The sequence below is a fragment of the Bradyrhizobium sp. STM 3566 genome (assembly GCF_045571445.1).
Taxonomy (GTDB): Bacteria; Pseudomonadota; Alphaproteobacteria; order Rhizobiales; family Xanthobacteraceae; genus Bradyrhizobium; species Bradyrhizobium vignae.
In genome coordinates this window covers 2,761,872-2,785,380 of sequence record NZ_CP120692.1, presented here as the reverse complement: position 1 = coordinate 2,785,380, position 23,509 = coordinate 2,761,872, and the positions used below count along the sequence as shown (strand labels likewise).

23 protein-coding genes are annotated in these 23,509 nt (G+C 64.7%); 12 read left to right on the top strand and 11 right to left on the bottom strand.

Annotated elements, in window-relative coordinates; genetic code table 11:
- Window position 1: 1 nt before the first annotated feature.
- The 4 genes from P6U27_RS13160 to P6U27_RS13145 form a co-directional block, all read right to left on the bottom strand.
- Window positions 2–742, bottom strand: a complete 741-nt coding sequence (locus P6U27_RS13160; protein ID WP_122402516.1) for a metallophosphoesterase — start codon at window positions 740–742, stop codon at window positions 2–4.
- Between the two features lie 117 nt (window positions 743–859).
- On the bottom strand, window positions 860–1,465 hold the full coding sequence (locus tag P6U27_RS13155; protein WP_122402515.1) for a hypothetical protein: 606 nt from the start codon (window positions 1,463–1,465) through the stop codon (window positions 860–862).
- Window positions 1,458–2,144, bottom strand: a complete 687-nt coding sequence (locus P6U27_RS13150; RefSeq protein ID WP_122402514.1) for a hypothetical protein — start codon at window positions 2,142–2,144, stop codon at window positions 1,458–1,460. Before P6U27_RS13150 ends, P6U27_RS13155 begins: the two co-directional genes overlap by 8 nt.
- Window positions 2,141–2,911 (bottom strand): MotA/TolQ/ExbB proton channel family protein, encoded by a 771-nt coding sequence (locus P6U27_RS13145; RefSeq protein ID WP_407194171.1) that lies wholly within the window; start codon window positions 2,909–2,911, stop codon window positions 2,141–2,143. The genes P6U27_RS13150 and P6U27_RS13145 overlap by 4 nt, the downstream gene beginning before the upstream one ends.
- A 199-nt stretch (window positions 2,912–3,110) precedes the next feature.
- Between P6U27_RS13145 and P6U27_RS13140 the strand changes: the two genes are divergently transcribed.
- Window positions 3,111–4,481, top strand: coding sequence for a sensor histidine kinase (locus P6U27_RS13140; protein ID WP_407194170.1), 1,371 nt, complete (start codon window positions 3,111–3,113; stop codon window positions 4,479–4,481).
- A gap of 7 nt (window positions 4,482–4,488) precedes the next feature.
- On the top strand, window positions 4,489–5,142 hold the full coding sequence (locus P6U27_RS13135) for a response regulator transcription factor (protein ID WP_122402511.1): 654 nt from the start codon (window positions 4,489–4,491) through the stop codon (window positions 5,140–5,142).
- Between the two features lie 452 nt (window positions 5,143–5,594).
- On the opposite strand, the gene P6U27_RS13130 is transcribed toward P6U27_RS13135, so the two are convergent.
- The gene (locus P6U27_RS13130; RefSeq protein WP_162500218.1) at window positions 5,595–6,182 is read right to left on the bottom strand and encodes a TetR family transcriptional regulator; all 588 of its coding nucleotides are present in this window, start codon (window positions 6,180–6,182) and stop codon (window positions 5,595–5,597) included.
- 593 nt (window positions 6,183–6,775) lie between these two features.
- On the opposite strand from P6U27_RS13130, the gene purB reads away from it, so the two are divergent.
- A complete protein-coding gene (gene purB / locus P6U27_RS13125; protein WP_122402506.1) occupies window positions 6,776–8,083 on the top strand; it encodes an adenylosuccinate lyase in 1,308 nt (435 codons plus the stop codon).
- Window positions 8,084–8,196: 113 nt separating this feature from the next.
- On the top strand, window positions 8,197–9,369 hold the full coding sequence (locus tag P6U27_RS13120; protein WP_407194169.1) for a M20 aminoacylase family protein: 1,173 nt from the start codon (window positions 8,197–8,199) through the stop codon (window positions 9,367–9,369).
- Between the two features lie 104 nt (window positions 9,370–9,473).
- Here the strand turns inward: P6U27_RS13120 and P6U27_RS13115 are convergent, their stop codons facing one another.
- Complete coding sequence (locus P6U27_RS13115) at window positions 9,474–11,381, bottom strand: acyl-CoA synthetase (RefSeq protein ID WP_407194168.1); 1,908 nt, start codon at window positions 11,379–11,381, stop codon at window positions 9,474–9,476.
- Window positions 11,382–11,615: 234 nt separating this feature from the next.
- On the opposite strand from P6U27_RS13115, the gene P6U27_RS13110 reads away from it, so the two are divergent.
- On the top strand, window positions 11,616–11,852 hold the full coding sequence (locus P6U27_RS13110; RefSeq protein ID WP_181956135.1) for a hypothetical protein: 237 nt from the start codon (window positions 11,616–11,618) through the stop codon (window positions 11,850–11,852).
- 257 nt (window positions 11,853–12,109) lie between these two features.
- Window positions 12,110–12,916 (top strand): Crp/Fnr family transcriptional regulator, encoded by an 807-nt coding sequence (locus P6U27_RS13105; protein ID WP_162500217.1) that lies wholly within the window; start codon window positions 12,110–12,112, stop codon window positions 12,914–12,916.
- A gap of 10 nt (window positions 12,917–12,926) precedes the next feature.
- Here the strand turns inward: P6U27_RS13105 and P6U27_RS13100 are convergent, their stop codons facing one another.
- Entirely contained in the window at window positions 12,927–13,568 is a 642-nt protein-coding gene (locus tag P6U27_RS13100) for a glutathione S-transferase family protein (RefSeq protein ID WP_407194167.1), read from the bottom strand.
- A 173-nt stretch (window positions 13,569–13,741) separates the two neighbouring features.
- Here P6U27_RS13100 and murI point away from each other — a divergent pair, with 173 nt between their 5' ends.
- The 5 genes from murI (at window position 13,742) to P6U27_RS13075 (ending at window position 18,358) form a co-directional block, all read left to right on the top strand.
- Window positions 13,742–14,539, top strand: a complete 798-nt coding sequence (gene murI / locus P6U27_RS13095; RefSeq protein ID WP_122402501.1) for a glutamate racemase — start codon at window positions 13,742–13,744, stop codon at window positions 14,537–14,539.
- A gap of 75 nt (window positions 14,540–14,614) precedes the next feature.
- A complete protein-coding gene (locus P6U27_RS13090) occupies window positions 14,615–15,388 on the top strand; it encodes an HpcH/HpaI aldolase family protein (protein WP_407194166.1) in 774 nt (257 codons plus the stop codon).
- 229 nt (window positions 15,389–15,617) lie between these two features.
- Complete coding sequence (locus P6U27_RS13085) at window positions 15,618–16,385, top strand: acyltransferase (protein ID WP_122402499.1); 768 nt, start codon at window positions 15,618–15,620, stop codon at window positions 16,383–16,385.
- Window positions 16,386–16,584: 199 nt separating this feature from the next.
- On the top strand, window positions 16,585–17,202 hold the full coding sequence (rpsD, locus tag P6U27_RS13080) for a 30S ribosomal protein S4 (protein ID WP_122402498.1): 618 nt from the start codon (window positions 16,585–16,587) through the stop codon (window positions 17,200–17,202).
- Window positions 17,203–17,290: 88 nt separating this feature from the next.
- Window positions 17,291–18,358, top strand: coding sequence for a low specificity L-threonine aldolase (locus P6U27_RS13075; RefSeq protein ID WP_122402497.1), 1,068 nt, complete (start codon window positions 17,291–17,293; stop codon window positions 18,356–18,358).
- Window positions 18,359–18,480: 122 nt separating this feature from the next.
- Here the strand turns inward: P6U27_RS13075 and P6U27_RS13070 are convergent, their stop codons facing one another.
- From P6U27_RS13070 to grxD, 4 genes are read right to left on the bottom strand one after another with little or no spacing between them, the layout of a single operon-like run.
- Window positions 18,481–19,743: a serine hydrolase gene (locus P6U27_RS13070; protein ID WP_162500216.1), complete on the bottom strand. Its 1,263-nt coding sequence runs from the start codon at window positions 19,741–19,743 to the stop codon at window positions 18,481–18,483.
- Between the two features lies 1 nt (window position 19,744).
- Window positions 19,745–21,031 carry a serine hydrolase gene (locus tag P6U27_RS13065; RefSeq protein ID WP_162500215.1) on the bottom strand — a complete coding sequence of 429 codons (1,287 nt, stop codon included), beginning with the start codon at window positions 21,029–21,031 and terminating at the stop codon, window positions 19,745–19,747.
- Between the two features lie 43 nt (window positions 21,032–21,074).
- Window positions 21,075–21,629 (bottom strand): O-acetyl-ADP-ribose deacetylase, encoded by a 555-nt coding sequence (locus tag P6U27_RS13060; RefSeq protein ID WP_122402494.1) that lies wholly within the window; start codon window positions 21,627–21,629, stop codon window positions 21,075–21,077.
- A 3-nt stretch (window positions 21,630–21,632) separates the two neighbouring features.
- A complete protein-coding gene (gene grxD / locus P6U27_RS13055) occupies window positions 21,633–21,959 on the bottom strand; it encodes a Grx4 family monothiol glutaredoxin (RefSeq protein WP_122402493.1) in 327 nt (108 codons plus the stop codon).
- A 237-nt stretch (window positions 21,960–22,196) separates the two neighbouring features.
- Between grxD and egtB the strand changes: the two genes are divergently transcribed.
- Entirely contained in the window at window positions 22,197–23,495 is a 1,299-nt protein-coding gene (egtB, locus tag P6U27_RS13050; protein ID WP_162500577.1) for an ergothioneine biosynthesis protein EgtB, read from the top strand.
- Window positions 23,496–23,509: the final 14 nt, after the last annotated feature.

The window sequence follows — 23,509 nt, the reverse complement described above, 5'->3', positions numbered from 1 at the left end:
TCTAGCGTCCCTGCGATAGCCGGTCGGCCAGCCAGTGCGGCAGGCCGTTCTGGCGGATCCGGCTCGCGGCCGTCTCGATATCATAGGGCGCGCGGCAATAGGTGATCTGGCACGACACCGTGTCGAACAGCACGAAGGCCGCCGACGGATCGCCGTCGCGGGGCTGGCCGACCGAGCCGAGCACCGCCAGCCATTGCCGTCCACGCAGCAGCGGCACCGAGACATCGGTCTTGGGCACGAGGCTCGACATCTTCGCCGTCACCGACATCGAATAGAGCGCCGGACGGTGGATGTGGCCGCAGAAGGTGACATGGGCGGGCGTCGAGATCAGGCTCTTGGCCGCATCCGCCGTCGAGCGCACGTAATGCCAGCGCTGCGGGCTGGAGGCCTCCGAGTGCACGAACAGGCGATCGCCGTCCGCTACCTGCATCGGCAATTCGGCCAGGAATCGCCGCTGGGCGGCGTCGAGGCGGCCGCGGGTCCATTCGATCGCAATCTGCGCCTCCGCGTTCATGGTCTCGGCCGAGGAATTGACCGCCTGGTCGTGATTGCCGCGCACCGCGATGGCGCCCTGCGCAACCAGCTCCATCGCCGTATCCACCACCCATTCCGGATCGGCACCATAGCCGACGAAATCGCCGAGCAAGACGAACCGCTCCGCCCCCTTGGCGCGGGCAAGCTTCAGGCAGGCCTCGAACGCCTGCCGGTTACCGTGGATATCCGAGAAGACAGCGAGAAGCACGCACCCTCCACCCTCAAATTCTTATTGGAAGCCGATAAGGCCAAATTGAGGGAGGTCAAGAAGATGCGTCAGCACTGGGCCGTTTACCAGCGCTGCCCTGCATTGATGGTGAAAGGCCTACTGCTCGTCCTTCGGCGGCATCCGGGGTGGCGGCAGCGGCGTGAAGACGGCGCCTTGCGCACCGGCGGGCGGGGCATTGAACTCGCCGGTCGAGGAATCGCCGCCGCTGGTCTCCAGAATGGTCTTCGGCGTCACATATTCCCGGACCATGTCGATCAGGCTGCCGTCGCCGCCGCCGAAATCCGCCGCGCGCCCGCCTTGCGGATGACCCGCCGCGATCTCGTTCTCCGCGGCGTGGGTCTTGTCGGCCAGCCGGTCATCGTAGGGCACCCGAAAGGCGCGCGGGATGCCGCTCGGGCGATTGTCCTCGTCCAACGCCTCGACCCAAAGATAGATCGAGCCGGGATCGCCCTGAAGCGAATGCGGCTCGACGATGCGCGCCTTCAGCAGCTTGAAGGTGACAGGCAGCCGGTCGGAGCTGGCCCAGCCGAGCAGCCCGCGCATTTCAGTGAAGCTGACGACGTAGAACGCGCTGGTCACGACCACGGCGACCGCCTTCAACGACCAGTGGAGCCGCGCATAGACCAACACGACCAGCAGCAGCGCGCCGATGACGGCATAAGCGACCGACAGCGTCAGGATGACCGTTTGCGGATTACTCACGGCGCACCCTCACAGCGTTCCTGCTCACACCGGTCTTGGGGTCGACGTCGGCGCCGTTGCGCCAGCTGCTGCGGAACGTCTCCAGCAGCGATTTCGGCCGCTGATCGACATTTACGACCTTGCCTTCCGCATCGATGCGGAATCTGACCGCGGTCTTCTCGTCGCCGGTGTGGTCCAGCGTGAACTTGTTGTCGAAGATCACCTGCGCGGTCGGATTGAGCTTCTGCACCTTCACATTGGCCGTCACGGGCTCGCCCGTGGTGGCGACGAAATGCGAGACGTTGACGGTGTATTCGCCGGCGAGGATGCCGCGCACCGTGACGATCTCCTCGCGGATCGGCGAGGCGATCTTCTTGCCGGCGACCATGATGAAGTCGTTGGCCCCGCCGCGGTCGTCGCGGTCGAGCGTGAGGAAGCCGGCCTCGCGGTGGCGATACCAGGCGATGTTGCCCGCGGGATCCTGCACGAACAGGTCGAGATCGTCGGGGTGATTGTCCGGCCAGTCCAGCGTGATCATGAACTCCGCCTTGGAGTCGATCTTGCCGTCCTTGGCATCCGGGGACACCGCGAGCAACGCCAGGAAAAACAGGAACGCGATCACCTGCAGCGCCTTGAACAGCATCACGCCCAGAGGATCGAACGCCTCCTCACGCGGATAGAGGCCGAAATCATCCATCATGACCGCGCACCAGAACCCTTGCGCTCCAGCACCGGCGTCACGTACGTCTCGGTCAGCACCACCGCGTCCGAGAACACCCGCTGGGTCGCGGCGTCCAGCATGTAGTACTGGATGCGGACCAGGATCGAGCCGACGAGGCCGGCAAGAGTCGTGTACATCGCAACCGCCATGCCGTCGCTCATCAAGCCCATCGAGGAGCGCATCGCGACCTTGTCGGCGGCATCCAGCCCTGCGATCGGCGCCAGCATGATGATGAAGCCGATGATGGTGCCGAGCAGGCCGAGCTTCATCAGCGTGTCCGAGACGAAGGCCCCGAATCCGTTGGAGCCGCGCAAGCGATCGGCGAGCGTCCGCAGCAGCAGCGTCTGATCGACCGGGCGATAGTCCTGGGCAGCAGCCTTCGTCACGAGGCTCTCGATGTGATCGCGCACCAGACCGCGTGGTAGCCCCGCCGCGCTCGCATCGAGCGCCTTGCTGCCACCGGTCGCCGACAGCACCGCGCGACAACGCCGCGCGGCCGCCCCTTCGCGCGCGATCGCCCGCGTCCGCAGGAAGCAGTGGCCGCAGGTGACGACATAGAGCACCGCGATGACGCTCGAGATGTAGGTGCGGTCCGAAGTCAACATCAGATGGATCAGGCCGAAGCGCCACAACAGCACGACGGCGAAGACCGACAGTCCGGTGAAGATCATCCAGAACAGCAGCGCGCTGCGCTCGGATGGATCGGCAGCCTGGCTCGGGATTGGTCCAATCGTCATCGAACTCATGCTGCACCGCTCCTCGCTCGCAACGATTGGCCTGTAAAGATTCCTGCCCGATTAGATCAAAGACGCCGCGCCCGGTCCAAAGACCCATGCCCAATCCGGCTCGGGAAATTTGCCCGAGCTGCAGCCCGGGCGTTCCCTGCAATTGGCAAGGCGCGGCGGCGTTGTTAGGCTGACCTTACCAAACGTCGGGGATGATCGCATGCGCCTCGTGCTTCGGCTTGTCGCCCGTCTGCTGCTCATCGTCGTGCTCTGCCTCGGAGCTGCAACCGTGTGGGCCACGTTCGACGCCTATCGCAGCGTCGATCGGGCGACTGCGGCCTCGGCGCAGCGGGTCGCGCAGGCGCTCCAGGCGCTGTATTGGCGTGAGCTTTTGTTGCGCAGCAGCAGAGCGCGCGAGCACCTTTTGCCGGTTCCAGATTGGCGCACGCTGGAGACGATGAAGCTGATCTCGCCCGGCGTCTGCGTCGAGTTCCAGCCGGCCGCCGCGTTCGAGAAGCCGCTCTGCGGCCAGAGCGAGGGGCTGGGCAAGACGCCGCCGCGCTGGTTCGCCGCCATTGTACCCACCTTCCTCGGCAGCCACGCCGAGGTGGTACGGCCCGTCAGCCCGCGCGCGGCGGCCGCCGGGACGGTGGTGGCGACGCCGGACGGCGCTGCGGCCATCTCGCTGGCGTGGGAGTACATCCTCAACGTGATCGACGTCGCGCTGTTGATGGCGGCGGCAATCGCGCTGCTGGCCTCGCTCGCGATCGCACATGCGCTGGCGCCGGCGCGTGCGATCGTCACTGCATTGCAGCGCATGGCGCGCGGACAGTATCGCACCAAGCTGCCGCGCTTCCGCTCGATGGAGCTGGCGATGATCGGCAGCGCCGTCGGCGAGCTCGGCGGCCGGCTGGAGGAAGCCACCGAACAGCGCGCCGCGCTGACGCGGCGCCTGATCGAGATCCGCGAGGACGAACGCCGCGCGCTCGCCCGCGAGCTGCACGACGAGTTCGGGCAGAATCTCTCCGCCATCCTCGCCTTCGCCAACACAATCGAAACAGCCAGCACGAGGGACAACGGCGACACCGGGATCGCGCAGGATGCGCGCATGATCTCGCAGGCCACGCATCATCTGATGGCTTCGCTTCGCGATGCACTGAAGCGGCTGCGCAATCCGCTGCCCGAGGAGCTCGGGCTCGAGGCCAGCCTCGTCAATCTCGTCGACAGCTGGCGCTCGCACAGCGCGGCACGGCCGACGATCCAGCTCGATCTCAGGGGCGACCTCACCGACATCAGCGGCCCGGCCGCCACCACGGCCTATCGTGTCGCGCAGGAATGCCTGACCAACGCGCTGCGTCACAGTGCAGCGCACGAGATCAGTCTGCGCATCGAACGGCGTGCCGGCGAGGACGGCGCGCTGCTGATCCGCGTCGAGGACGACGGCGGCGGCGATGCGGAGCGCGTCGCGCAATCGGCCGGTTTCGGCCTGACCGGCATCCGCGAGCGCGTCACGGCCGCCGGCGGATCGCTGTCGATCATGCCTGCGCGCGGCGGCCTCAGCGTTGCCGCCACCATCCCGCTCGCTGCGTGAGGCTGGAATGAGCGAGGTTGCAGCAACAGGCATTTCCGTGCTGCTGGTCGACGACCACCCGATCGTGCGGCAAGGGTATCGGCGCGTGTTGGAGAGCCAAGGCGATCTGCACGTCGTGGCGGAAGCCGACAACGCCGCGGAGGCCTACGGCGCGTTCAAGGCGCATGATCCTGATGTGGTCGTACTCGATATCTCGATGCCCGGCGCGAGCGGGCTCGAGGCGATCCGCAACATCCGCGCGCGCAGCCCACGAGCGCGGATTCTGGTCTTCACCATGCACAACGAGGCTGTGCTGGTGAAGGCAGCCTTCGGCGCGGGCGCGAGCGGCTTCGTCACCAAGAGCAGCGAACCCTCAGCCGTGGTGCACGCCATCCGCAGCGTGGCGCGCGGCGAGCGCGCCATGAGCGACGACATCGCGCATGTCCTCGCCGCGGACAGCCTGTCGCCAACCGGCTCGGTGCTGGACCAGCTGGGTGAGCGCGAGATCGAGATCCTGCGCCAGTTCGCCGGCGGCGCCACCACCGAGCAGATCGCGACCCATCTCAATCTCAGCGTCAAGACCGTGCAGAACTATCACTATCTGATCAAGTCGAAGACCGGCGCGCGCACGGATGCGCAGCTCGTGCGGCTCGCCGCAACCTGTGGGTTAACGAGGATCTAGCAGCGGAGCTGACGGATTCCGCGAGCGAGGTGGCGCTCGTAAATGTGCTGAATGGGATGGAACGGAGGCTATCCAGCCCCGGTTAGTAGTGGAGTGGAGGAGTAAATCGCCATGCGTAAGGATCATCACAGGGTCGTCGACCACCCCCCGATCATCACAGTGGGCGAGCTCATCGACGAACTTTGCCGTCTGCCGGACACAGCCGTCGTCCACTTCCGCTGCCCCATGCTCGATCAGGAGCTCACATTCTACCGCCTTCGAAAGCGGTCAAAGGACGCCGTCGAAATCGCAGTCAATGCATATCCGGATAGTCCGCCGGTCGTGCCATCGTCCGATCCTGCCTTCCACGCGCGAAGACATTCGGTTTCCTCGCCCTCGCTTCGCGATGGCGCCGCTCTCCACAAGACGAAAGGTTGATTGGCCGCACCTGGGACTGAATGGGTCCTGCGGATCTAGGCCGCCTTCAGCCCGCGCAGCAAAAGCGCCAGCGTCGCATCGACGCGCGCGGAGAGATCGGCATCCTTCCATTCGTCGGCATGGGCCGGATGGTGGAAGCGGACGGTGGCATCGAAGATGGCGCGCGCGGTCGCCTTCACGTCGCCCACGGCGAATTCCCCCCGCTTCACGCCGTCGGTCAGGATCGCCGCGATCTGGTCGATCATGGTGTCCTTGTGGCATTTGACGGCCGCACAGGCCTCGCGCGCCAGCGTCAGATAGGTCTGGAACATCTCGGGGTCATCGAGCACGCGCGAACGTTTGGCGGCGAACAGCGTGCGCAACCAGCGGTCGAGCCTGTCAGGCGCCGGGCCGTGCTCCTCGGCGATCGCGCGTAGCGGCGCGTCGATGCGGTCGAGCCAGCGCTTGGCAACGGCCTCGCGCAGCGAGGCCTTGCTGGGGAAATGGCGATAGACGCTGCCGTGGCTCACATCGAGCGCACGGGCAACGTCGACCACTGTGGCCTTGGCAAGTCCGTAACGCCTGAGCACGTCCTCGGTGACTTCGAGGATCCGCTCCGGCGTCAAGACAACGGCTTCATTCATGCCAGCACCATGTTCCCGGTTGGGGCTCAGTTACCCGGCACTGGGGCTGCTTCCGAAGCGCCCTGGCCGGTCGTTCGGAAAGCCTATGCCTCAATGAGGCAGTTTTGCAGCTTGCGCCGCGATCTGTCGCGCCACCAGCAAATTGAGCCAATGCCCAATCACGCCGGTGAAATTGAGGATTTCGGTCGTCATTGTCTTAAGTCTCCATTCGTCCACGGTCCCCGTTCTTCAATCTGCCCGCCGATCCGAGCTTGGTTCGGATGTCGGGCTTCCCGGGGCTGTCGCGGGACGCCCAATCGGAGCGTCCGGAAACGGATATACACGTCTCGCTGACAGATTTCAATATCTGTCAGTCAATGATCCGTGATTGACCGCTGATTTCTCCGGCCCGCCGGCCAAGCCGCGGGGCAACCGCCGCCAGCCGGCTTGGGGCACTACTTCGGCACTCAGCTGCCTGCCCGGTCCAGTCATCCCCCGCTACCTTGCCTCAGCCGTTTGTTTCGCCCTGCCCGCTCTGTTAAATCACGGCGTAAAAAGCATTTTGGCCGGCAAAGCCCCCTTGGGTCGCCGGCCTACCTAGCTGGAGCCGTCAGATGATTCCCCGCTATACCCGCCCGGAAATGGCCTCGATCTGGGAGCCGCAGACCCGGTTCAAGATCTGGTTCGAGATCGAGGCGCATGCGGCGGACGCCCTGGCCGAGCTCGGGACCATCCCAAAGGAGGCCGCCAAAACGGTCTGGGCCAAGGCCAAGGACGCCGTCTTCGACGTGGCCCGCATCGACGAGATCGAGCGCGAGACCAAGCACGACGTCATCGCCTTCCTCACCCACCTCGCCGAGATCGTCGGCCCCGAGGCGCGCTTCGTGCACCAGGGCATGACCTCCTCCGACGTGCTCGACACCTGCCTCAACGTTCAGCTCACCCGCGCCGCCGATCTGCTGCTTGCTGACCTCGACAAGGTGCTGGCCGCGCTGAAGAAGCGCGCCTTCGAGCATAAGATGACGCCGACCATCGGCCGCAGCCATGGCATCCATGCCGAGCCCGTCACCTTCGGCCTCAAGCTCGCTTACGCCTATGCCGAATTCACCCGCGCCAAGGAGCGCCTGATCGCGGCGCGCAAGGAAGTCGCGACCTGCGCCATCTCCGGTGCCGTCGGCACCTTCGCGCAGATCGACCCGCGCGTCGAAGAGCACGTCGCCAAGGCCATGGGGCTCGTGCCCGAGCCGATCTCGACCCAGGTGATCCCGCGCGACCGTCACGCGATGTATTTCTCGACGCTCGGCGTGATCGCCTCCTCGATCGAGCGCGTTGCCGTGGAAATCCGCCACATGCAGCGCACCGAGGTGCTGGAGGCCGAGGAGTTCTTCTCCGAAGGACAGAAGGGCTCCTCCGCGATGCCGCACAAGCGCAACCCGGTGCTGTCGGAGAACCTCACCGGCCTCTCCCGCATGGTGCGCGCCTATGTGACGCCGGCGCTGGAGAACGTCGTTCTCTGGCACGAGCGCGACATTTCGCACTCCTCGGCCGAGCGCATGATGGGCCCGGACGCGACCGTGACGCTCGACTTCGCGCTGGTGCGCCTCGCCGGCTTGATCGACAAGCTCTTGGTGTACCCCGCCAACATGCAGAAGAACCTCGACCGCCTCGGCGGCCTCGTGCATTCGCAGCGCGTGCTGCTGGCCCTGACCCAGAAGGGCGCCAGCCGCGAGGACGCCTACAAGCTCGTGCAGCGCAACGCCATGCCGGTCTGGCGCGGCGAAGGCGACTTCCTCCAGCTCCTGAAGAAGGACGCTGAGGTGAAGAAATATCTCACCGACGCCGAGATCGAGGAGCAGTTCGACCTCGGCTATCACCTCAAGCACGTCGACACGATCTTCAAGCGGGTGTTCGGGGAGAGCTGAATTCCTGTCATTCCGGGGCGATGCGGAGCATCGAACCCGGAAATCTCGAGATTCCGGGTTCACGCTTCGCGTGTCCCGGAATGACGCCAAGGCCCACAAAACACGGATTCCCCATGCCCATCGTCAATCGCGTCGCCGCCCTCTCCGACGAAATGGCCACCTGGCGCCATGACTTCCACGAGAACCCCGAGCTGCTTTACGAAGTCCACCGCACCGCCGGCATCGTCGCCGACAAGCTGCGCGAGTTCGGCTGCGACGAAGTGGTGACGGGCATCGGCCGCACCGGCGTGGTCGGCGTGATCCGCGGCCGCAAGTCCGCCTCCGGCAAGACGATCGGTTTGCGCGCTGACATGGACGCACTGCCGATCATGGAGACCTCGGGCGTGCCTTATGCCTCCAAGGTGCCTGGCAAGATGCACGCCTGCGGTCATGACGGCCACACCGCGATGCTGCTCGGCGCCGCAAAGTACCTGACCGAGACGCGCAATTTCGATGGCACGGCGGTGATGATCTTCCAGCCCGCTGAGGAAGGCGGCGGCGGCGGCAAGGCCATGGTCGAAGACGGGTTGATGACGCGCTGGAACATCCAGGAGGTCTACGGCATGCACAACATGCCGAACCTCCCCGAGGGCCATTTCGCCACCACGCCTGGCCCAATGCTCGCCTCATCCGACAACATCCAGATCACCGTTCGCGGCAAGGGCGGACACGCCGGCGCGGGGCCGCACAAGTCGGTCGACAGCGTGCTGATCGGCTCGCAGATCGTGGGTGCGCTACAGTCGATCGTCGCGCGCAACGTCGACCCGCTGAAGTCCGCGGTGATCTCGATCACGCAATTCCATTCCGGCACGGCCTTCAACATCATCCCGGAGGTCGCCGAACTCGCCGGCACCGTGCGCACGCTCGACCCTGAAGTGCGCGACCTCGTCGAGCGCCGCATCGGCGAAGTCGCCGACAGCATCGCCCGTGCCTATGGCGGCTCGGCCGAGACGAAGTACACGCGGATGTATCCGTTGACGATGAACCATGCCCGCGAGGCCGGCCTTGCCGCCGACGTCGCCCGCGACATCGTCGGCGCCGACCGTGTCAATGACAAGTTCATCCCGATGATGGGCGCCGAGGACTTCTCGTTCATGCTGGAAGCACGTCCCGGCGCGATGGTGCTGGTCGGCATGGGCGACGGCAACGAATGCCACCACCCGGCCTACGTCTTCAACGACAACATTTTGGGCCACGGCGCCTCGTTCTGGGCCCGTCTGGTCGAGACGCGAATGCCGGCGGGATAGGACCGCACGCTGCGCTCGTAGATCCTCCGGGTGAGTTGGCGGTCGCAAACTCAACTTACCCCTGACCACCTGTCACCCGTAGGATCTACAATTCACGCAAGCACCTACGCCTGCACCACCTCGTGCCGCATCACGAACGGTGCGAGCAGCGTATGCACCTCCCTCGCAACCGCCTCGCGTTGATCCGCTTGCAGACCAGCGAGCGTCACGGTCGCGATCGAGCCGTGGCTGCCGTGCGGACCGACCTTCACCTTGCAGTCGATGCCGCGCTCGACCAGCGGCGCCAGCACCTTGGTGAACACGCGCTCGGCCGCGTCCCAACGCAGCTGCGGCTTGAACACCTTGCCGACGCCCGTCACCGGCATCGGATCGATCGGAATGACCTGCACCGGGACGGCGGCGCGCTCCGGCGTGCGCTCGCGCACCCATGCTTCGAGCTCGCCCGGCTCGACCTTGGCGCCGGGCTTCAATTGCACGTATCCCACCGGCAATTCGCCGGCATAGGCGTCGGGCTGGCCGACCACGGCGGCGAAGCCGACGGCGGGATGTCTGAACATGATCTCCTCGATCGGCGCCGGATCGATGTTGTGGCCGCCGCGGATCACGAGATCCTTGGCGCGGCCGGTGATCCAGAGATAGCCGTCCGCATCCAGGCGGCCGAGATCGCCGGAATTGACCCAGAGCCCGTCGACGAAGGCGCCCTTGTTGTGCTCGTCGTTGAGATAGCCGCCGAACACGCCGGGCCCGGCCATGATGACGACGCCGATCTCGTCCGGCTTGCAGTCGCGGATCAGGCGTCCCTCGGCGTCGAGCTGCACGATGCGCACCCGCGCGTAAGGCATGGGAAGACCGACCGAGCCGAGCCGGATCGGCCGGCCGGGATAGGCGAGCGTGTGCACGCTCGAGGTCTCGGTCATGCCGTAGACCTCAATCACCGGTAGCTTAAGTTTCTCCTGAATCGCCGAGCCGACCGCGACCGGAATCGCCGAGCCGCCCCCTGCCGCATATTTCAGGCTCGAGATATCCGCATTCCCCGGCGGCACCGCGAGGGTCGCGGCGAGCACCGTCGGCACGCTCGACAGCGCCTCGGGCTTGAAGCGCTCGACGAGCTGCCAGATGTTCTTCACCGCATTCGGGTTGCGCCAGCCGCTCGGCGACAGCACGACCAGCGAGCCGCCGCTCGACAGCGTCAGCAGCACTTGCGTCAGCGATCCACCGACGTGAAACAGCGGCATGCCGAACAGCAGGTTTGCACCCGGCCTCGCCTTCAGCAGCAGATTGAGGGCCCAGGCCTGATAGACCTGGTTGGCGTGGGTGTGCCGCACCAGCTTCGGCGTGCCGGTGGTGCCGCCGGTGTGGAAATAGGCGGCGATGTCGCTGCCGTGGATCTGCCGTCCGCTGACGAGCCGGTCCGACGGCTGCTGCTTGATGAGGTCGCTGAAGGAAAAGATGCCATTGGCCGGATCGCCGCCGCCGAATACTTGCACGACTGCCTTCAGATGCCTCAGCTGCGGGCGGATCTGCTCGACCTTCTGCCAGATGTCGGTGCCCGGCATCGGTCCGAGCGCCACCAGGATCTTGGTGTTCGCGGCCTCCAGGATCTCGGCGATCTGGTGCGGCTCGAGCAGCGGATTGACGGGGTTGGCGATGCCGGCAGCCTCCGCGCCGAACAGAGTGACGAAGGCGTCCGGCACCAGCGGCAGCATGAAGCTGATGACGTCGCCCTTCTCGGCGCCGAGCGCGTGAAACATATTGGCCGCCTGCGTGACGCGCGCGATGAAATCGCGATACGTGACCGCGACCGGCGTGTCGGCGGGATCGGCATTTTGCAGGAACTGGATCGCCGCGCCGTCGAGGTTGCGCTCAGCACCAAGCCTGATGGCGTCATAGGTGCTCTCGGCCGCGACGCGGTCGGCATAGGGAACCTGCTCGAACGCCCGGACCTCCTCGTCCGTCAAAAGATCCGGATAGTCGTTGCCGATCAACCGATCGAGCGCGTGGATACCCGCCATGAAATTCCGTCCTCCCTCAGATGCATGTCCCCGCCCCGTATCTTTTGACATCTTGGTTCGGCGAGGCCGGCCGATGACCGGCCGAGCCGGACCAGAATGATGGATGATTTGGCGTTCGTCCATTGCCTACCGGCTGTGGCGTGAATTCGTTCGCCAGCGCCCTGCCGCAAGACTTGAGGTCATGATGACGAAGCCCTGCGGATCCGCATCATTCGGCTGATCGCCGTGTTCGCGATGGTGTCCGCAATCGCTCTGCCCTCTGCCACTCTCGATGCCGACACCCAGCTCGACAAGGTGCGCGTCAAGGTCGCGGCCTTCATCACCGACAAGATGGAGAAGCTGGGTGGATCACGCATCGTCTTCGCCCTGGAAGAGGCCAACAGCGTCGCCATGCTGCTGCGCGCCGGCTCGCTGCCGGGACGCTCCGGCCTCGTCGAGCAGCAGGTCGTGCAACCCGCGGCCAAGCCGTAAGCGAAGCTCGCCCCGCGCCCCCGCCGCATCGCTCGTCCAGGCCGGATCCGCGACACCGAAGCCCGCACGGCGGCCCCCGAATCACGGCAGCGCCGGTGGCCCGACGCGCAACCAACGGGCAATTGCCGAAACGCCCGATCAGGCTAGAATTTGCCTCTTGCGGCATGACGGCCGGAAGCGTCATTCAAGCGGTCGTCATTCGATTTCGGTTATACGAGTGCCGACCAGGACTGAAGGCCTTATGTGGGGTTAGTACCATGCCGTCCGGCAGCGCAGACGTTTCGTCGATCCTCGACCGCATTCTCGATGCGGCCACGGATAACCTCAGGATCGCGAAGATCCTGGTCCAGATGGGGCTCGATCCTAACAACGTCACCTATGATGCGATCTTCAATCGCCTGCTGGAGATCTTCGTCCACAACATCACGCTGGCCAATCTGTTCGCCGCGGTCGGTGCGGTCTTCTTCGTCGCCACGCTCCTGATGCGGACCATGGTGCCGCTGCGCGTCGCCAACATGGTCGGCTGTGCGTTCTTCGCCATGTTCGGCGCGCTCTCGGCCAACGTCTCGACGTTCCTGCTCTATCTCTTGCTGCTCCCGATCAACGCTCTTCGCCTGAGGCAGATGCTCAAGCTGGTCAAGAAGGCGCGCCATGCCGCCGAGGGCGACATGTCGATCGAGTGGCTCAAGCCGTTCATGACCGAACGCAAATACCGCTGCGGCGATACGCTGTTCAAACTGGGCGACCCGGCCAAGGAGATGCTGCTCACGGTGACCGGCAAATTCCTGGTCAAGGAGATCAACGTCGAGATCCTGCCGGGCGCGCTGATGGGCGAGCTCGGCTTCCTGACGCCGGACAACCGGCGCACCGGTACGATCGAATGCATCGAGGATGGCCAGGTGCTGACGATCACCTATGACAGGCTGCTCGAGATCTACTTCCAGGATCCGCAGTTCGGCTATTACTTCCTGGTGCTGACCAGCCAGCGCCTGCTGCAAAACATCGATCGCCTGCAGAAGCAGCTGGCAGCGGAGCGCGCGGCCACCGCGAACAGGATTGCGTGATCGCTGCTGCTCAGCTCAAGAGCAGCGCCATGCCGGGATCGCCCTTCTCCATCGCGCGGCGGTATGCCGGGCGGGCGCCGATGCGGCTGAGATATTTGACCACATTCGGACAGCGCGCGAGATCATAGGGCTGGAAATAGCGCATCGTGGTCAGCGAGAACACCGTCATGATGTCGGCCGTGGTGAAGGCGCTGCCCGCCAGATATTCGGACTCGCGAAGCCGTGCGTTGAGAAGATCGTAGGCACGGTCGAGGCGTCCCTTCATCGCGAGCAGGGTCGGGTTGTCCTTGGCGAGATCGAGCCGGCTTAGGATCATCATCCGCCCCATGCCGGGCTGCAAGGTGCCGTTCGCGAAATGAAGCCAATACAGAAACTGCGCGAAGGCGGGATCATCGGGACCGAGCACGAGCCGGCGGTTGCCGTATTTTGCAACGATGTAGTCGACGACGGCGCCGGATTCCGCAAGCACCAGTTCGCCGTCGGTGATGACCGGCGCCGTGCCGGCCGGATGCAGCGCCTTGTACTCCGACGGCGCCAGCATGGTCGTCTCATCGCGCGTGTAGCGCTTCATCTCATAAGGAATTTCGAGCTCCTCGCAGAGCCAGACAATGCGTTCGGATTGCGATTTACCGAGATGGTGGACTGTGAGCATGTTGCTTCCCCGCGGGATTGCCTGCCGGCGAGACGCCGTCTTGTTCCGCGGCTTGGGTGAGGTGTCAACCTGCGAGCGGATGCCCCCTTGCCGCTTTGACCCGTGATGCCAGCCTCGCGCCGCAAAATCGCCCTAAAAACCGAATGGTAACCATGGCGGGCTAGGGTAATGACGTGACCAATTCTCCGACCATCCTGGTGTTCGATTCCGGCCTTGGCGGGCTGACGGTGCTGCGTGAGGTCGTGGCGGCGCGCTCCGACGCGCATTACGTCTACGTCGCCGACGACGCCTTTTTTCCCTATGGCCACCACAGCGAAGACGAGATCATCGCCCGCGTCGTACCGCTGATGGGGGAGCTGATCGGCACCCATGATCCAGACCTCGTCGTCATCGCCTGCAACACGGCGTCCACCCTGGTCCTGTCTCACTTGCGCGCGGCTTATTCCCTGCCCTTCGTCGGCACGGTGCCGGCGATCAAGCCGGCCTGCGCGCAGTCCAGGACCCGCCGCGTCTCGGTGCTCGGCACCAAGGGCACGGTGAAACGCGAATACACCAAGGCACTGATCCGCGATTTCGCGCAAGGATGCGAGGTGACGCTGGTCGGCTCGCCCGAGCTGGCCTCGCTCGCCGAGGCCGCGCTTGGCGGCACCCCGATCAGCGACGGTGCCATCCTCGCCGAGCTCGCCCCCTGCTTCGTCGGCGATGCCGAGGACGCCGGCGCGCGCACCGACACCGTGGTGCTCGCCTGCACGCATTATCCGCTGCTGCTCGATCGGCTGAAGAGGCTGGCACCCTGGCCGGTCGACTGGATCGATCCGGCGCCCGCGATCGCCCGCCGCGTATCCGACCTGCTCGGTACTCCCAGCTGCGGCATCGCGCAGTCCGGCGCCGAGATGATTTTTACCTCGAACCGCGTGCATGGCCTCAGCGCCACGCTGACGCCGTTCTTCGGCGGACGCGCGGTCGCCTGACCTTGTGCTCCGGTTAACCTTGCGCCCCGGCGGCGCGCTGCTAGGCTCCCTCGTCATCTCTGCGCAGGTCATCACATGTCGGTCCCCGCAAAGCCGCTCAATCGCCTCCGCCAAATGTGGAGCGAGGGCCGTCCCGCCTTCGGCGCGATCGCGACCATCCCGAGCGTGCAGATGGTGCAGATCATGGCGCGCTCGCTCGACTGGATCATCGTCGATCTCGAACATGGCCCGATCGGGCTCACCGAAGCGCATGCGATGATCGCGGCGACGACGGGCACGCCATGCACGCCGTTGGTACGGATCGCCGCGAACGAGCCGTGGCTCGCGAAAGCTCCGATGGACATCGGCGCGTTCGGCATCAACTTCCCGATGATCACCAACCGCGCCGAAGCCGAGAAGGCGGTACGCAGCGTACGCTACCCGCCACGCGGCGACCGGCTCTGGGGGCCCTTCCACGCACCGTTCCGCTGGGGCCAGTCGATGCCGGATTACATGGCCAGCGTCGACGACGAGATGATCTGCATGGTCACGATCGAGCATGTCGAGGCCGTCAACCGCATCGACGAGATCATGGCGACACCAGGCATCGACGTCGCCGTGATCGGCCCCGGCGATCTCGCCACCTCCATCAACAAGCGCGGCCAGATGGACGATCCGGAATTGCTGGAGCTGGTCGCGCGCGCCGAGGCCGGCATCCTCCGAAGCGGCGTGCCGATCGGCGGCGTGGCGCGTACCGCCGACCAGGCCAATGCCCTGATCGACCGTGGCTACCGCGCGATCGCGCTCGGCTTCGACTGGTCACTGTTCCAGCGCGGCATCATGGCGGCTTTCGATGGGATCAGGCGCTGAACAAGCCGATTGACGCATTGCCGGGACCTGCTGCGCCGCCGGGATCGCCCAATCAAGAGCTAAATCATTGACATCGTTTATTTTTACGCCGTCATCAAGACCAGACTGGCGATGTCCTGATGCGGCGAACCGACCGGCCCCAAGCGGGTTGGTTCGTGCTAGAGCGAGCGGGCGGGCCCCCCGCTCGCCGCACATATTTTGATCTTTAATCCCTGGGAACCGGAGACCAATGCGCGGGACGCCCAAGACTATTTCACCGTGGCGCCGTCTGATCTGCGACCTCATGCATGCATCGATGGGCGTGCCCTTCGTTTCGCTATCCCGTTCGCTCTATATCCGTCCTGTGCTGGAGGCGCGCGCAAGCGCAACGTCGCCCGCCGGGTGGGCCGCGATATTCGTCAAGGCTTTCGCCCTGGTTGCACGGGACGAACCGATCCTGCGCACCGTTTACACCAAATGGCCTTGGCCAGCCCTCTACGAGCTGCCGAAGAGCGTGGCGACGGTCGCGATCGCTCGGATCGAGAATGGCGAGGAATGCGTGCTGCCTCAGCGAATCGCCGCTCCTGAGGCCCTTTCGCTGGCAGCGGTCGATGCGGAAATCCGACGCGGCAAGACAGCCCCGGTCGCTGATGTCCCGATGTTCCGCAAGATCATGCGGGCCACCCGCCTGCCGCTGCCGCTGCGGCGCCTGTCCTGGGCCATCGGCCTGAATTTCGGCCGCCAGCGCGGCAACTGGTTCGGTAGCTTCGCGGTGAGCTCGGTGGCCGCCTATGGCGGCGGCGAGCTCCACCCCATCACACCGGGCCCCTTTATCGTCAGCTATGGGCTCGTCGAGCCGGATCAGACGATCCATGTCGTGATCCGCTGGGACCACCGGGTCACCGACGCCGCCCCGATCGCGAGGGTCCTGACCCGGCTGGAACAGGTCCTGAACACTGAAATCGCTGCCGAATTGCAGGCAGCCGTCCCCAAGCCCGTCTGGGCGGTGAGGGGCTGATTCCGGGGCCGATCGCATTGACAGCCAGCCCCAAACTCTCCTAAAAGCCGCCTGCTCGCGGGCCGATTTCGGCCCGCGAAGCGTTTCGCGACCCGTGGTCAAATCCCTTAAGCTTTGGGGATCGGACCTGTCGGTGCCGGGATCATCCCGTCACACAGGAGGGCGCGTTTCCTCAAACCATGCAACCGAAGAGGACGCGATGACTAAGCGCAGTGAGGCGAAGTACAAGATCGATCGCCGTATGGGCCAGAACATCTGGGGCCGCCCGAAGAGCCCCGTGAACCGCCGCGAGTACGGCCCCGGCCAGCACGGTCAGCGTCGCAAGGGCAAGCTCTCCGACTTCGGTGTGCAGCTCCGCGCCAAGCAGAAGCTGAAGGGCTATTACGCCAACATCAGCGAGCGCCAGTTCCATGGCATCTATGTCGAGGCGAGCCGCCTCAAGGGCGACACCGGCGAGAACCTGATCGGCCTGCTCGAGCGCCGTCTCGACGCGGTCGTGTACCGCGCCAAGTTCGTCTCGACGATCTTCGCCGCCCGCCAGTTCATCAACCACGGCCACGTCAAGGTGAACGGCCGCAAGGTCAACATCTCGAGCTATCAGCTCAAGGTCGGCGACGTGGTCGAGGTCAAGGAATCCTCCAAGCAGCTCGCGCATGTGCTCGAAGCCAGCCAGCTTCCCGAGCGCGAAGTCCCCGACTATCTCGAAGTCGACCACGGCAAGATGACCGCGAAGTACACCCGCATCCCCGGCCTCTCCGACGTGCCGTTCCCGGTGCAGATGGAGCCGCATCTGGTCGTCGAATTCTATTCGCGCTAAGAACTGAATATCGAAAGGCCCCGGTTCGCCGGGGCCTTTTTACTTAAGAGCCACACTTCAGTGGCCGTCCTGCTTCAGGAGGCGTTACATGCTCTACACCCCTCCCCCTCTCGATCCCAAGGCGCCGCCGGTGCGCATCAATCTGCTCTCGGACACGCAGACCAAGCCGACGGCGGCGATGCGCGAGGCGATGGCGCGCGCCGAGGTCGGCGACGAGCAGGTCGGCGACGATCCGACCGTGAACGCGCTGTGCGAGCGCGTTGCGGATCTGCTCGGCAAGGAAGCTGCCGTCTACATGCCCTCGGGCACGATGTGCAACGTCACCGCGACGCTGGTGCATTGCCGCCCCGGCGACGAGATCCTCGCGCACGAAACCGCGCACATCATCGCACGCGAAGGCGGCGCGCATGCTGCGATCGGCGGCTTCCAGGTCACCCAGCTCAAGGGCCCCGATGGCCAGTTCACGCCGGAGACTCTTCGCAAGGCGCTGCACCCGCGCACGCGTTACCAGCCGCCACAGACCGTCGTCAGCGTCGAGCAGACCGCCAATATCGGCGGCGGCACGATCTGGAAGAAGGCGGTGCTCGACGAGATCGTCGCGATCGCGAAGCAGCACGGCCTCGTCACTCACATGGACGGCGCGCGCCTGCTCAATGCGACCGTCGCGAGCGGCATCTCCCCGCGCGACATGACCGCGGGATGGGATTCGGCCTGGATCGATTTCTCGAAGGGCCTGGGTGCGCCGATCGGCGGCGTACTCGCGGGCTCGCGCGCCTTCATCGACGCGGTGTGGCAATGGAAGCAGCGCCTCGGCGGCTCGATGCGGCAGGCCGGTGTCTGCGCGGCAGCCTGCATCTACGCGCTTGATCATCACGTCGAACGCCTGGCCGACGACCACGCCAATGCACGCGCGCTCGCCCGCGGACTATCGCAGATCGCCGGAATCGAGGTGCAGGAGCCCGAGACCAATCTCGTCTTCTTCAAACCGGACGGCGCCGGCATTCCCGGCGACAAAATGGTCTCAGCCCTGCGCCAGCGCGGCGTCACGCTGGCGATGATGGACGGCCGCATTCGGGCGTGCACCCATCTGGATGTCGATGCGAGCCAGATCGAAGAGACGATCGGATACGTGCGAGAAATCGTGCGGGGAGCGTAGGTCCCGTAGCCGAGGTGAGTTCCCGTCACCCGGAGGAGCGCAGCGTAATCCGGGATAGTCTTTCATCGGTGAGAACCCCGGATTGCGCTGCCGCTCCATCCGGGCTTCCGGAGGCGACCGCTTCACCGTCCCATCGCCTGATAAATCAGCGTCTTTAGGTCCAGTTGAATTCGGCCACGCTGCGAGGGCGTCTGCACCATGAAGATCCCGAACAGATCGTCTTCGGGATCGATGAAGAAGAACGTGCCGCCGACGCCGTCCCAGCGGTATTCGCCCAGTGGCCATGACGTTCCCGACGGCACAGAGGTGCGCACCGCGAAGCCAAGGCCGAAGCCGGAACTGCCGCCCGGATAATAGTTCTGGTCGCGTGCGATTCCAGTCTCCGGGCCGATATGGTCCGACGCCATCAGCGCAACCGTCTCGGCTTTGAGATAGCGCCTGCCGTCAATGGTGCCGCCATTCAGCAGCATCTGCGCGAAGCGGGCGTAGTCGCCCACCGTGCCGACCATGCCGGCTCCGCCTGATTCCCATTTCACCGGTTTCCTGATGTCGCGGATTTCGGTCGTCGGGCTGATCCTGCGGTCCTCCGGCATCGGTTCGGCGATACGTGCAAACTTGGCGGGATCGGCAACGTAGAACGCAGTCTCGCTCATGCCGAGCGGATCGAGCAGCCGCTCCTTCTCGAACTGGAGCAGCGTCTTGCCCGAGATCACCTCGACGACGCGGCCGAGCACATCGGTGGCAAAGCCGTAATCCCACACCGTGCCTGGCTGCTCGGCGAGCGGCAGCGTGGCGATCTTCGCGACGAAGTCGGTGTTGGAAAGATCGCTGTTGAAGAGGTCGGCCGCGGCAAAGAGCTCGCGCACCGGCCCACCGCCGTAAAAGCCGTAAGGCAGCCCCGCGGTGTGGCGCAAAAGGTCCTTGATTGTGACTGGGCGTTCCTGCGGCGCGAGCGTCAGCGAAACCTTGCCGTCCCCTGCTTTCGTCTCGATGCCCACCTTCATGCCGGCAAAGGCCGGAATGTATTTGGACACGGGATCGTCGAGCGAAAGCCTGCCCTCTTCGACCAGCATCATCGCCACGACTGATGTGATCGGCTTCGACATCGAATAGAGACGGAAGATCGTATCCGCGCCCATCGATATCTCGGTGGCCACGTCGCGAACGCCGAAATTCTCGTAATAGACCGGCTTGCCGTGTTGCTGGAGCAGCAGGATGGCACCGGGGATCTTGCCGGTCGCGACCTCGCTCCGGATGTAGTCGGAAACCTTCGCCAATCCTTCCGTGGAGAGTGTGCGGACTGCGCGTCGCTCGGAGCCGGCCTGCGCACCGACGACCCAGACGAGAACAACGAGCGCCGCGATGAACCCGCGGCGCGCGCGCATGTCATTTCTCCATGGCTTCATAAACCAACTGCTTCAATGTTCGCTGCACGCGCTGGCGCTCGGTCGGGGTCTGCTCCAGCAGCACGAAGAACATGTCCTGTTTGGGGTCGATCACGAAATAGCAGCCGGAGGCGCCATCCCATTTCAGCTCGCCGAGATCGCCGGGCGGCGGCGGCTTGGCGTTGCCGGGATCGGTGCGCACCGCGAGCCCGAGGCCGAAACCAAAACCGTCGCCGGGGAAGTAGAAATAATCACGATCGACGCCGGAGCCGGGGCCGACTTGATCGGTCACCATCAGCTTGAACGTCTCGGGCTTGAGAATGGTCTTGCCCTCGAGAGTGCCGCCATTGAGCAGCATCTGCGCAAAGCGCCGATAGTCCGCCATGGTCGTCACCATGCCGCCGCTGGCGAACTGGATTTTCTTGCTCACCGTCGGGTCGTTGATCCGGCCGACGCGGAAATCGGCGTCGTTCGGCAACGGCTGCGCCAGAAGCTTCTGCTTCTCGGGGTCCGTGACGAAAAAGCCGGTATCGACCATGCCGAGAGGATCGAGCAGCTTCTCGCGCATGATGTCGATCAGCGGCTTGCCGGCGGCGACCTCCATCACACGTGCCAGCACATCGGTGGAGTGGCCGTATTGCCAGAGCGCGCCCGGCTGGTTGTGCAGCGGCAGCTTGGCGATGCGTTCGGCGAACTCGGCAAGATCGAAATCGCCGGCATAGATGTTGGCCTCGCGATAGGCCTTGCGGACCAGGCTGTCGCCGTAGAAGCCGTAGGTGATGCCCGAGGTGTGCGTCATCAGATCGTGCACGGTCATCGCCCGCTTTGGCGGCACCAGCTCCAGCGACTTGACGCCGTCTTCGGCCTTCTTCTCGACACCGACCTTCACATTGGCGAAGGACGGAATGTATTTCGAGACGGGATCATCCAGCTTGATCTTGCCGTCCTCGATCAATTGCATCGCGACCACCGAGGTGATCGCCTTGGTCATCGAGAACAGGCGGAAGATCGTCTTGTCCGTGATCGGGGCCTTGCTGACCACGTCCTGGACGCCGAAGACTTCGTGATAGACCGGCTTGCCATGCTGCTGGATCAGCACGTTTGCACCGGCGATCTTGCCGGTCGCGACCTCGTTCTTGAAGAACTCGGTGATCCTGCCGAGCTTCTCCTGATTGAAATGCGCGCCGGCCGGAATCTCGTAGGTGCCCTCCGCCCGCGCCATCGAGATCGCGCCAAGCGACACCAGCGCGCCGCAGGCTAGCGCGCGCAGTCCAGATCGTGAAATCATACGCCCTCCCCGGAACATGATCCGGCGGAGTGTACCGGCCAGCTCAATCGGCACAAGGTCCGCTGTGTCGCGCAAGCGCATCAGCATGGAGCTTGGCGCTCGGTTCGGAGAAGCAGCAGAACACCACGCAAGCGACGGTTGGCGCTAAAGCGAGCCCTTCGATCGTCGTGCGCACGGCGATATCGGCCGCCCGGGCGGCAGGAAAGCGATAAATGCCGGTCGAGATCGCGGGGAAGGCCACCGAGGTCAGCTTGTGCTTGCCGCACAGCTCCATCGACCGTCGATAGCAAGAGGCAAGCAGGTCGTCCTCGCCCTGGGTGCCTCCGTTCCAGACCGGCCCGACGGTGTGGATCACATGGGCGGCCTTGAGTCGGTACCCCTTGGTGATCTTGGCGTCGCCGGTCTTGCAGCCGTGGAGCATGCGGCATTCAACGAGAAGCTGGGGCCCGGCCGCCCGATGGATCGCACCATCGACGCCGCCCCCGCCGAGGAGTGACCTGTTTGCGGCGTTGACGATGGCGTCAACGCCGAGTGTCGTGATGTCAGCAACGATAACCTCAAGCTCGGCGCTGCCAATCCGGCGCGTCGGCAGGGTCACGTGTCAGGCCGCGACGGCGACGCCCTTTTCGGAGAAGAGCTGCTGCAACTCGCCGGCCTGGAACATCTCGCGGACGATGTCGCAACCGCCGATGAATTCGCCCTTCACGTAGAGCTGCGGGATGGTCGGCCAGTTCGAGTATTCCTTGATACCGTTGCGCAACTCGGCGGATTCCAGGACGTTGAGGCCCTTATAGCCGACACCGATATGGTCGAGGATCTGGACGACCTGGCCGGAGAAACCGCACTGCGGAAATTGCGGCGTACCCTTCATGAAAAGAACCACGTCGTTCGACTTCACTTCATTGTCGATGAATTCCGCGATGCTCATATCCGTGTCCTTCTGGGGCAGAGCCCTCACCAATTGCTTCGGGCCGGCTCAGCCGTTTTAACCCGATACCTGCCATATATGTAGCCCAAACCGTTGTGCATCCAAAGTAAAATGGCGGCGACGGGCCCCTGGCGGCGGTGCAGCGCCCAACAGGTCCATAGGCTGATGACATCAATATCATCGCCGGAGAGGACTTTCATACCGTAACGGAGCCCCTATTTAGGACGAACCTTGGTTTTGGAACCGGGCAACGCCAACGACGTTCTCTTGTCCTGTCTGGAGAAAAACGTGACGAAACCAGCCTCCGCTACGGCCGCCCCCCCGCTTTCGTCACGGTCCTCGGACCCGGGCAACCTCGCCCAGCGGCTTGGGGACGCCTTTCTCGCCGTCCGCAATGAGACCGAAAGGCGGGCAGCGCCGCTGTCGCCGGAGGACCAGCAGATCCAGTCCATGCCCGATGCCAGCCCCACCAAATGGCACCGGGCCCATACCACCTGGTTCTGGGAGCAATTCCTGCTCGGCGAGCACGCCGTGGGCTACCGGCCCTTCCACCCCGATTTCGCGTTCCTGTTCAATTCCTATTACGTCAGCGCCGGCCCGCGACATGCCCGCAATCATCGCGGCGACATCACCCGTCCCAGCGCGGACGAGGTCGGCGCCTACCGCAGATATGTCGATGCTGCCGTCGTCAAATTCTTCCGCGAAGCGAGCGCGGACAAGCTCCGGGCCTTGGCGCCTCTGGTCGAGGTCGGACTCAACCACGAGCAGCAGCATCAAGAATTGATGCTCACCGACATCCTGCATGCCTTTGCGCAGAACCCGATCTACCCGTCCTATGACCCGGACTGGCGCTTCCCGGCCGCAACGCGCAGCGGCGATGACTGGCTGACGCTCAACGAAGGCATACACACCGTCGGCCATGTCGACGACGGCTTCCATTTCGACAATGAGAAGCCGGCGCACCGCGCCCTCGTCGGTCCGGTCAAGATCGCCCGCAATCTGGTCACCAATGCCGAGTGGCTCGACTTCATGCAGGATGGCGGCTACCGGACCGCAACCCTCTGGCTGATGGACGGCTTTGCCGCGGCCAGCAAGGAAGACTGGCAGGCCCCGGGCTACTGGCGCGAAGTCGATGGTGCATGGCAGGTGATGACGCTCGCGGGCCTCAAGCCGGTCGATCCCGACGCGCCGGTCTGCCATGTCAGCTACTATGAGGCCGACGCGTTCGCGCGCTGGTCCGGCAAACACCTGCCGACCGAGATGGAATGGGAGGTCGCGGCCCGCGCTGGCCAGCTCAACGACGCCTTCGGCATCGTCTGGCAATGGACCCGCAGTTCTTACTCACCCTACCCCGGCTACCGCGCCGTCGAAGGCGCGCTCGGCGAGTACAACGGCAAGTTCATGGTCAACCAGCTGGTGCTGCGCGGCTCCTCGCTTGCAACTCCGCAAGGCCACAGCCGTATCACCTATCGTAATTTCTTCTATCCGCACCACCGCTGGCAGTTCAGCGGAGTGCGGCTCGCCTATTACGACTAGTTCTCATCCGACGA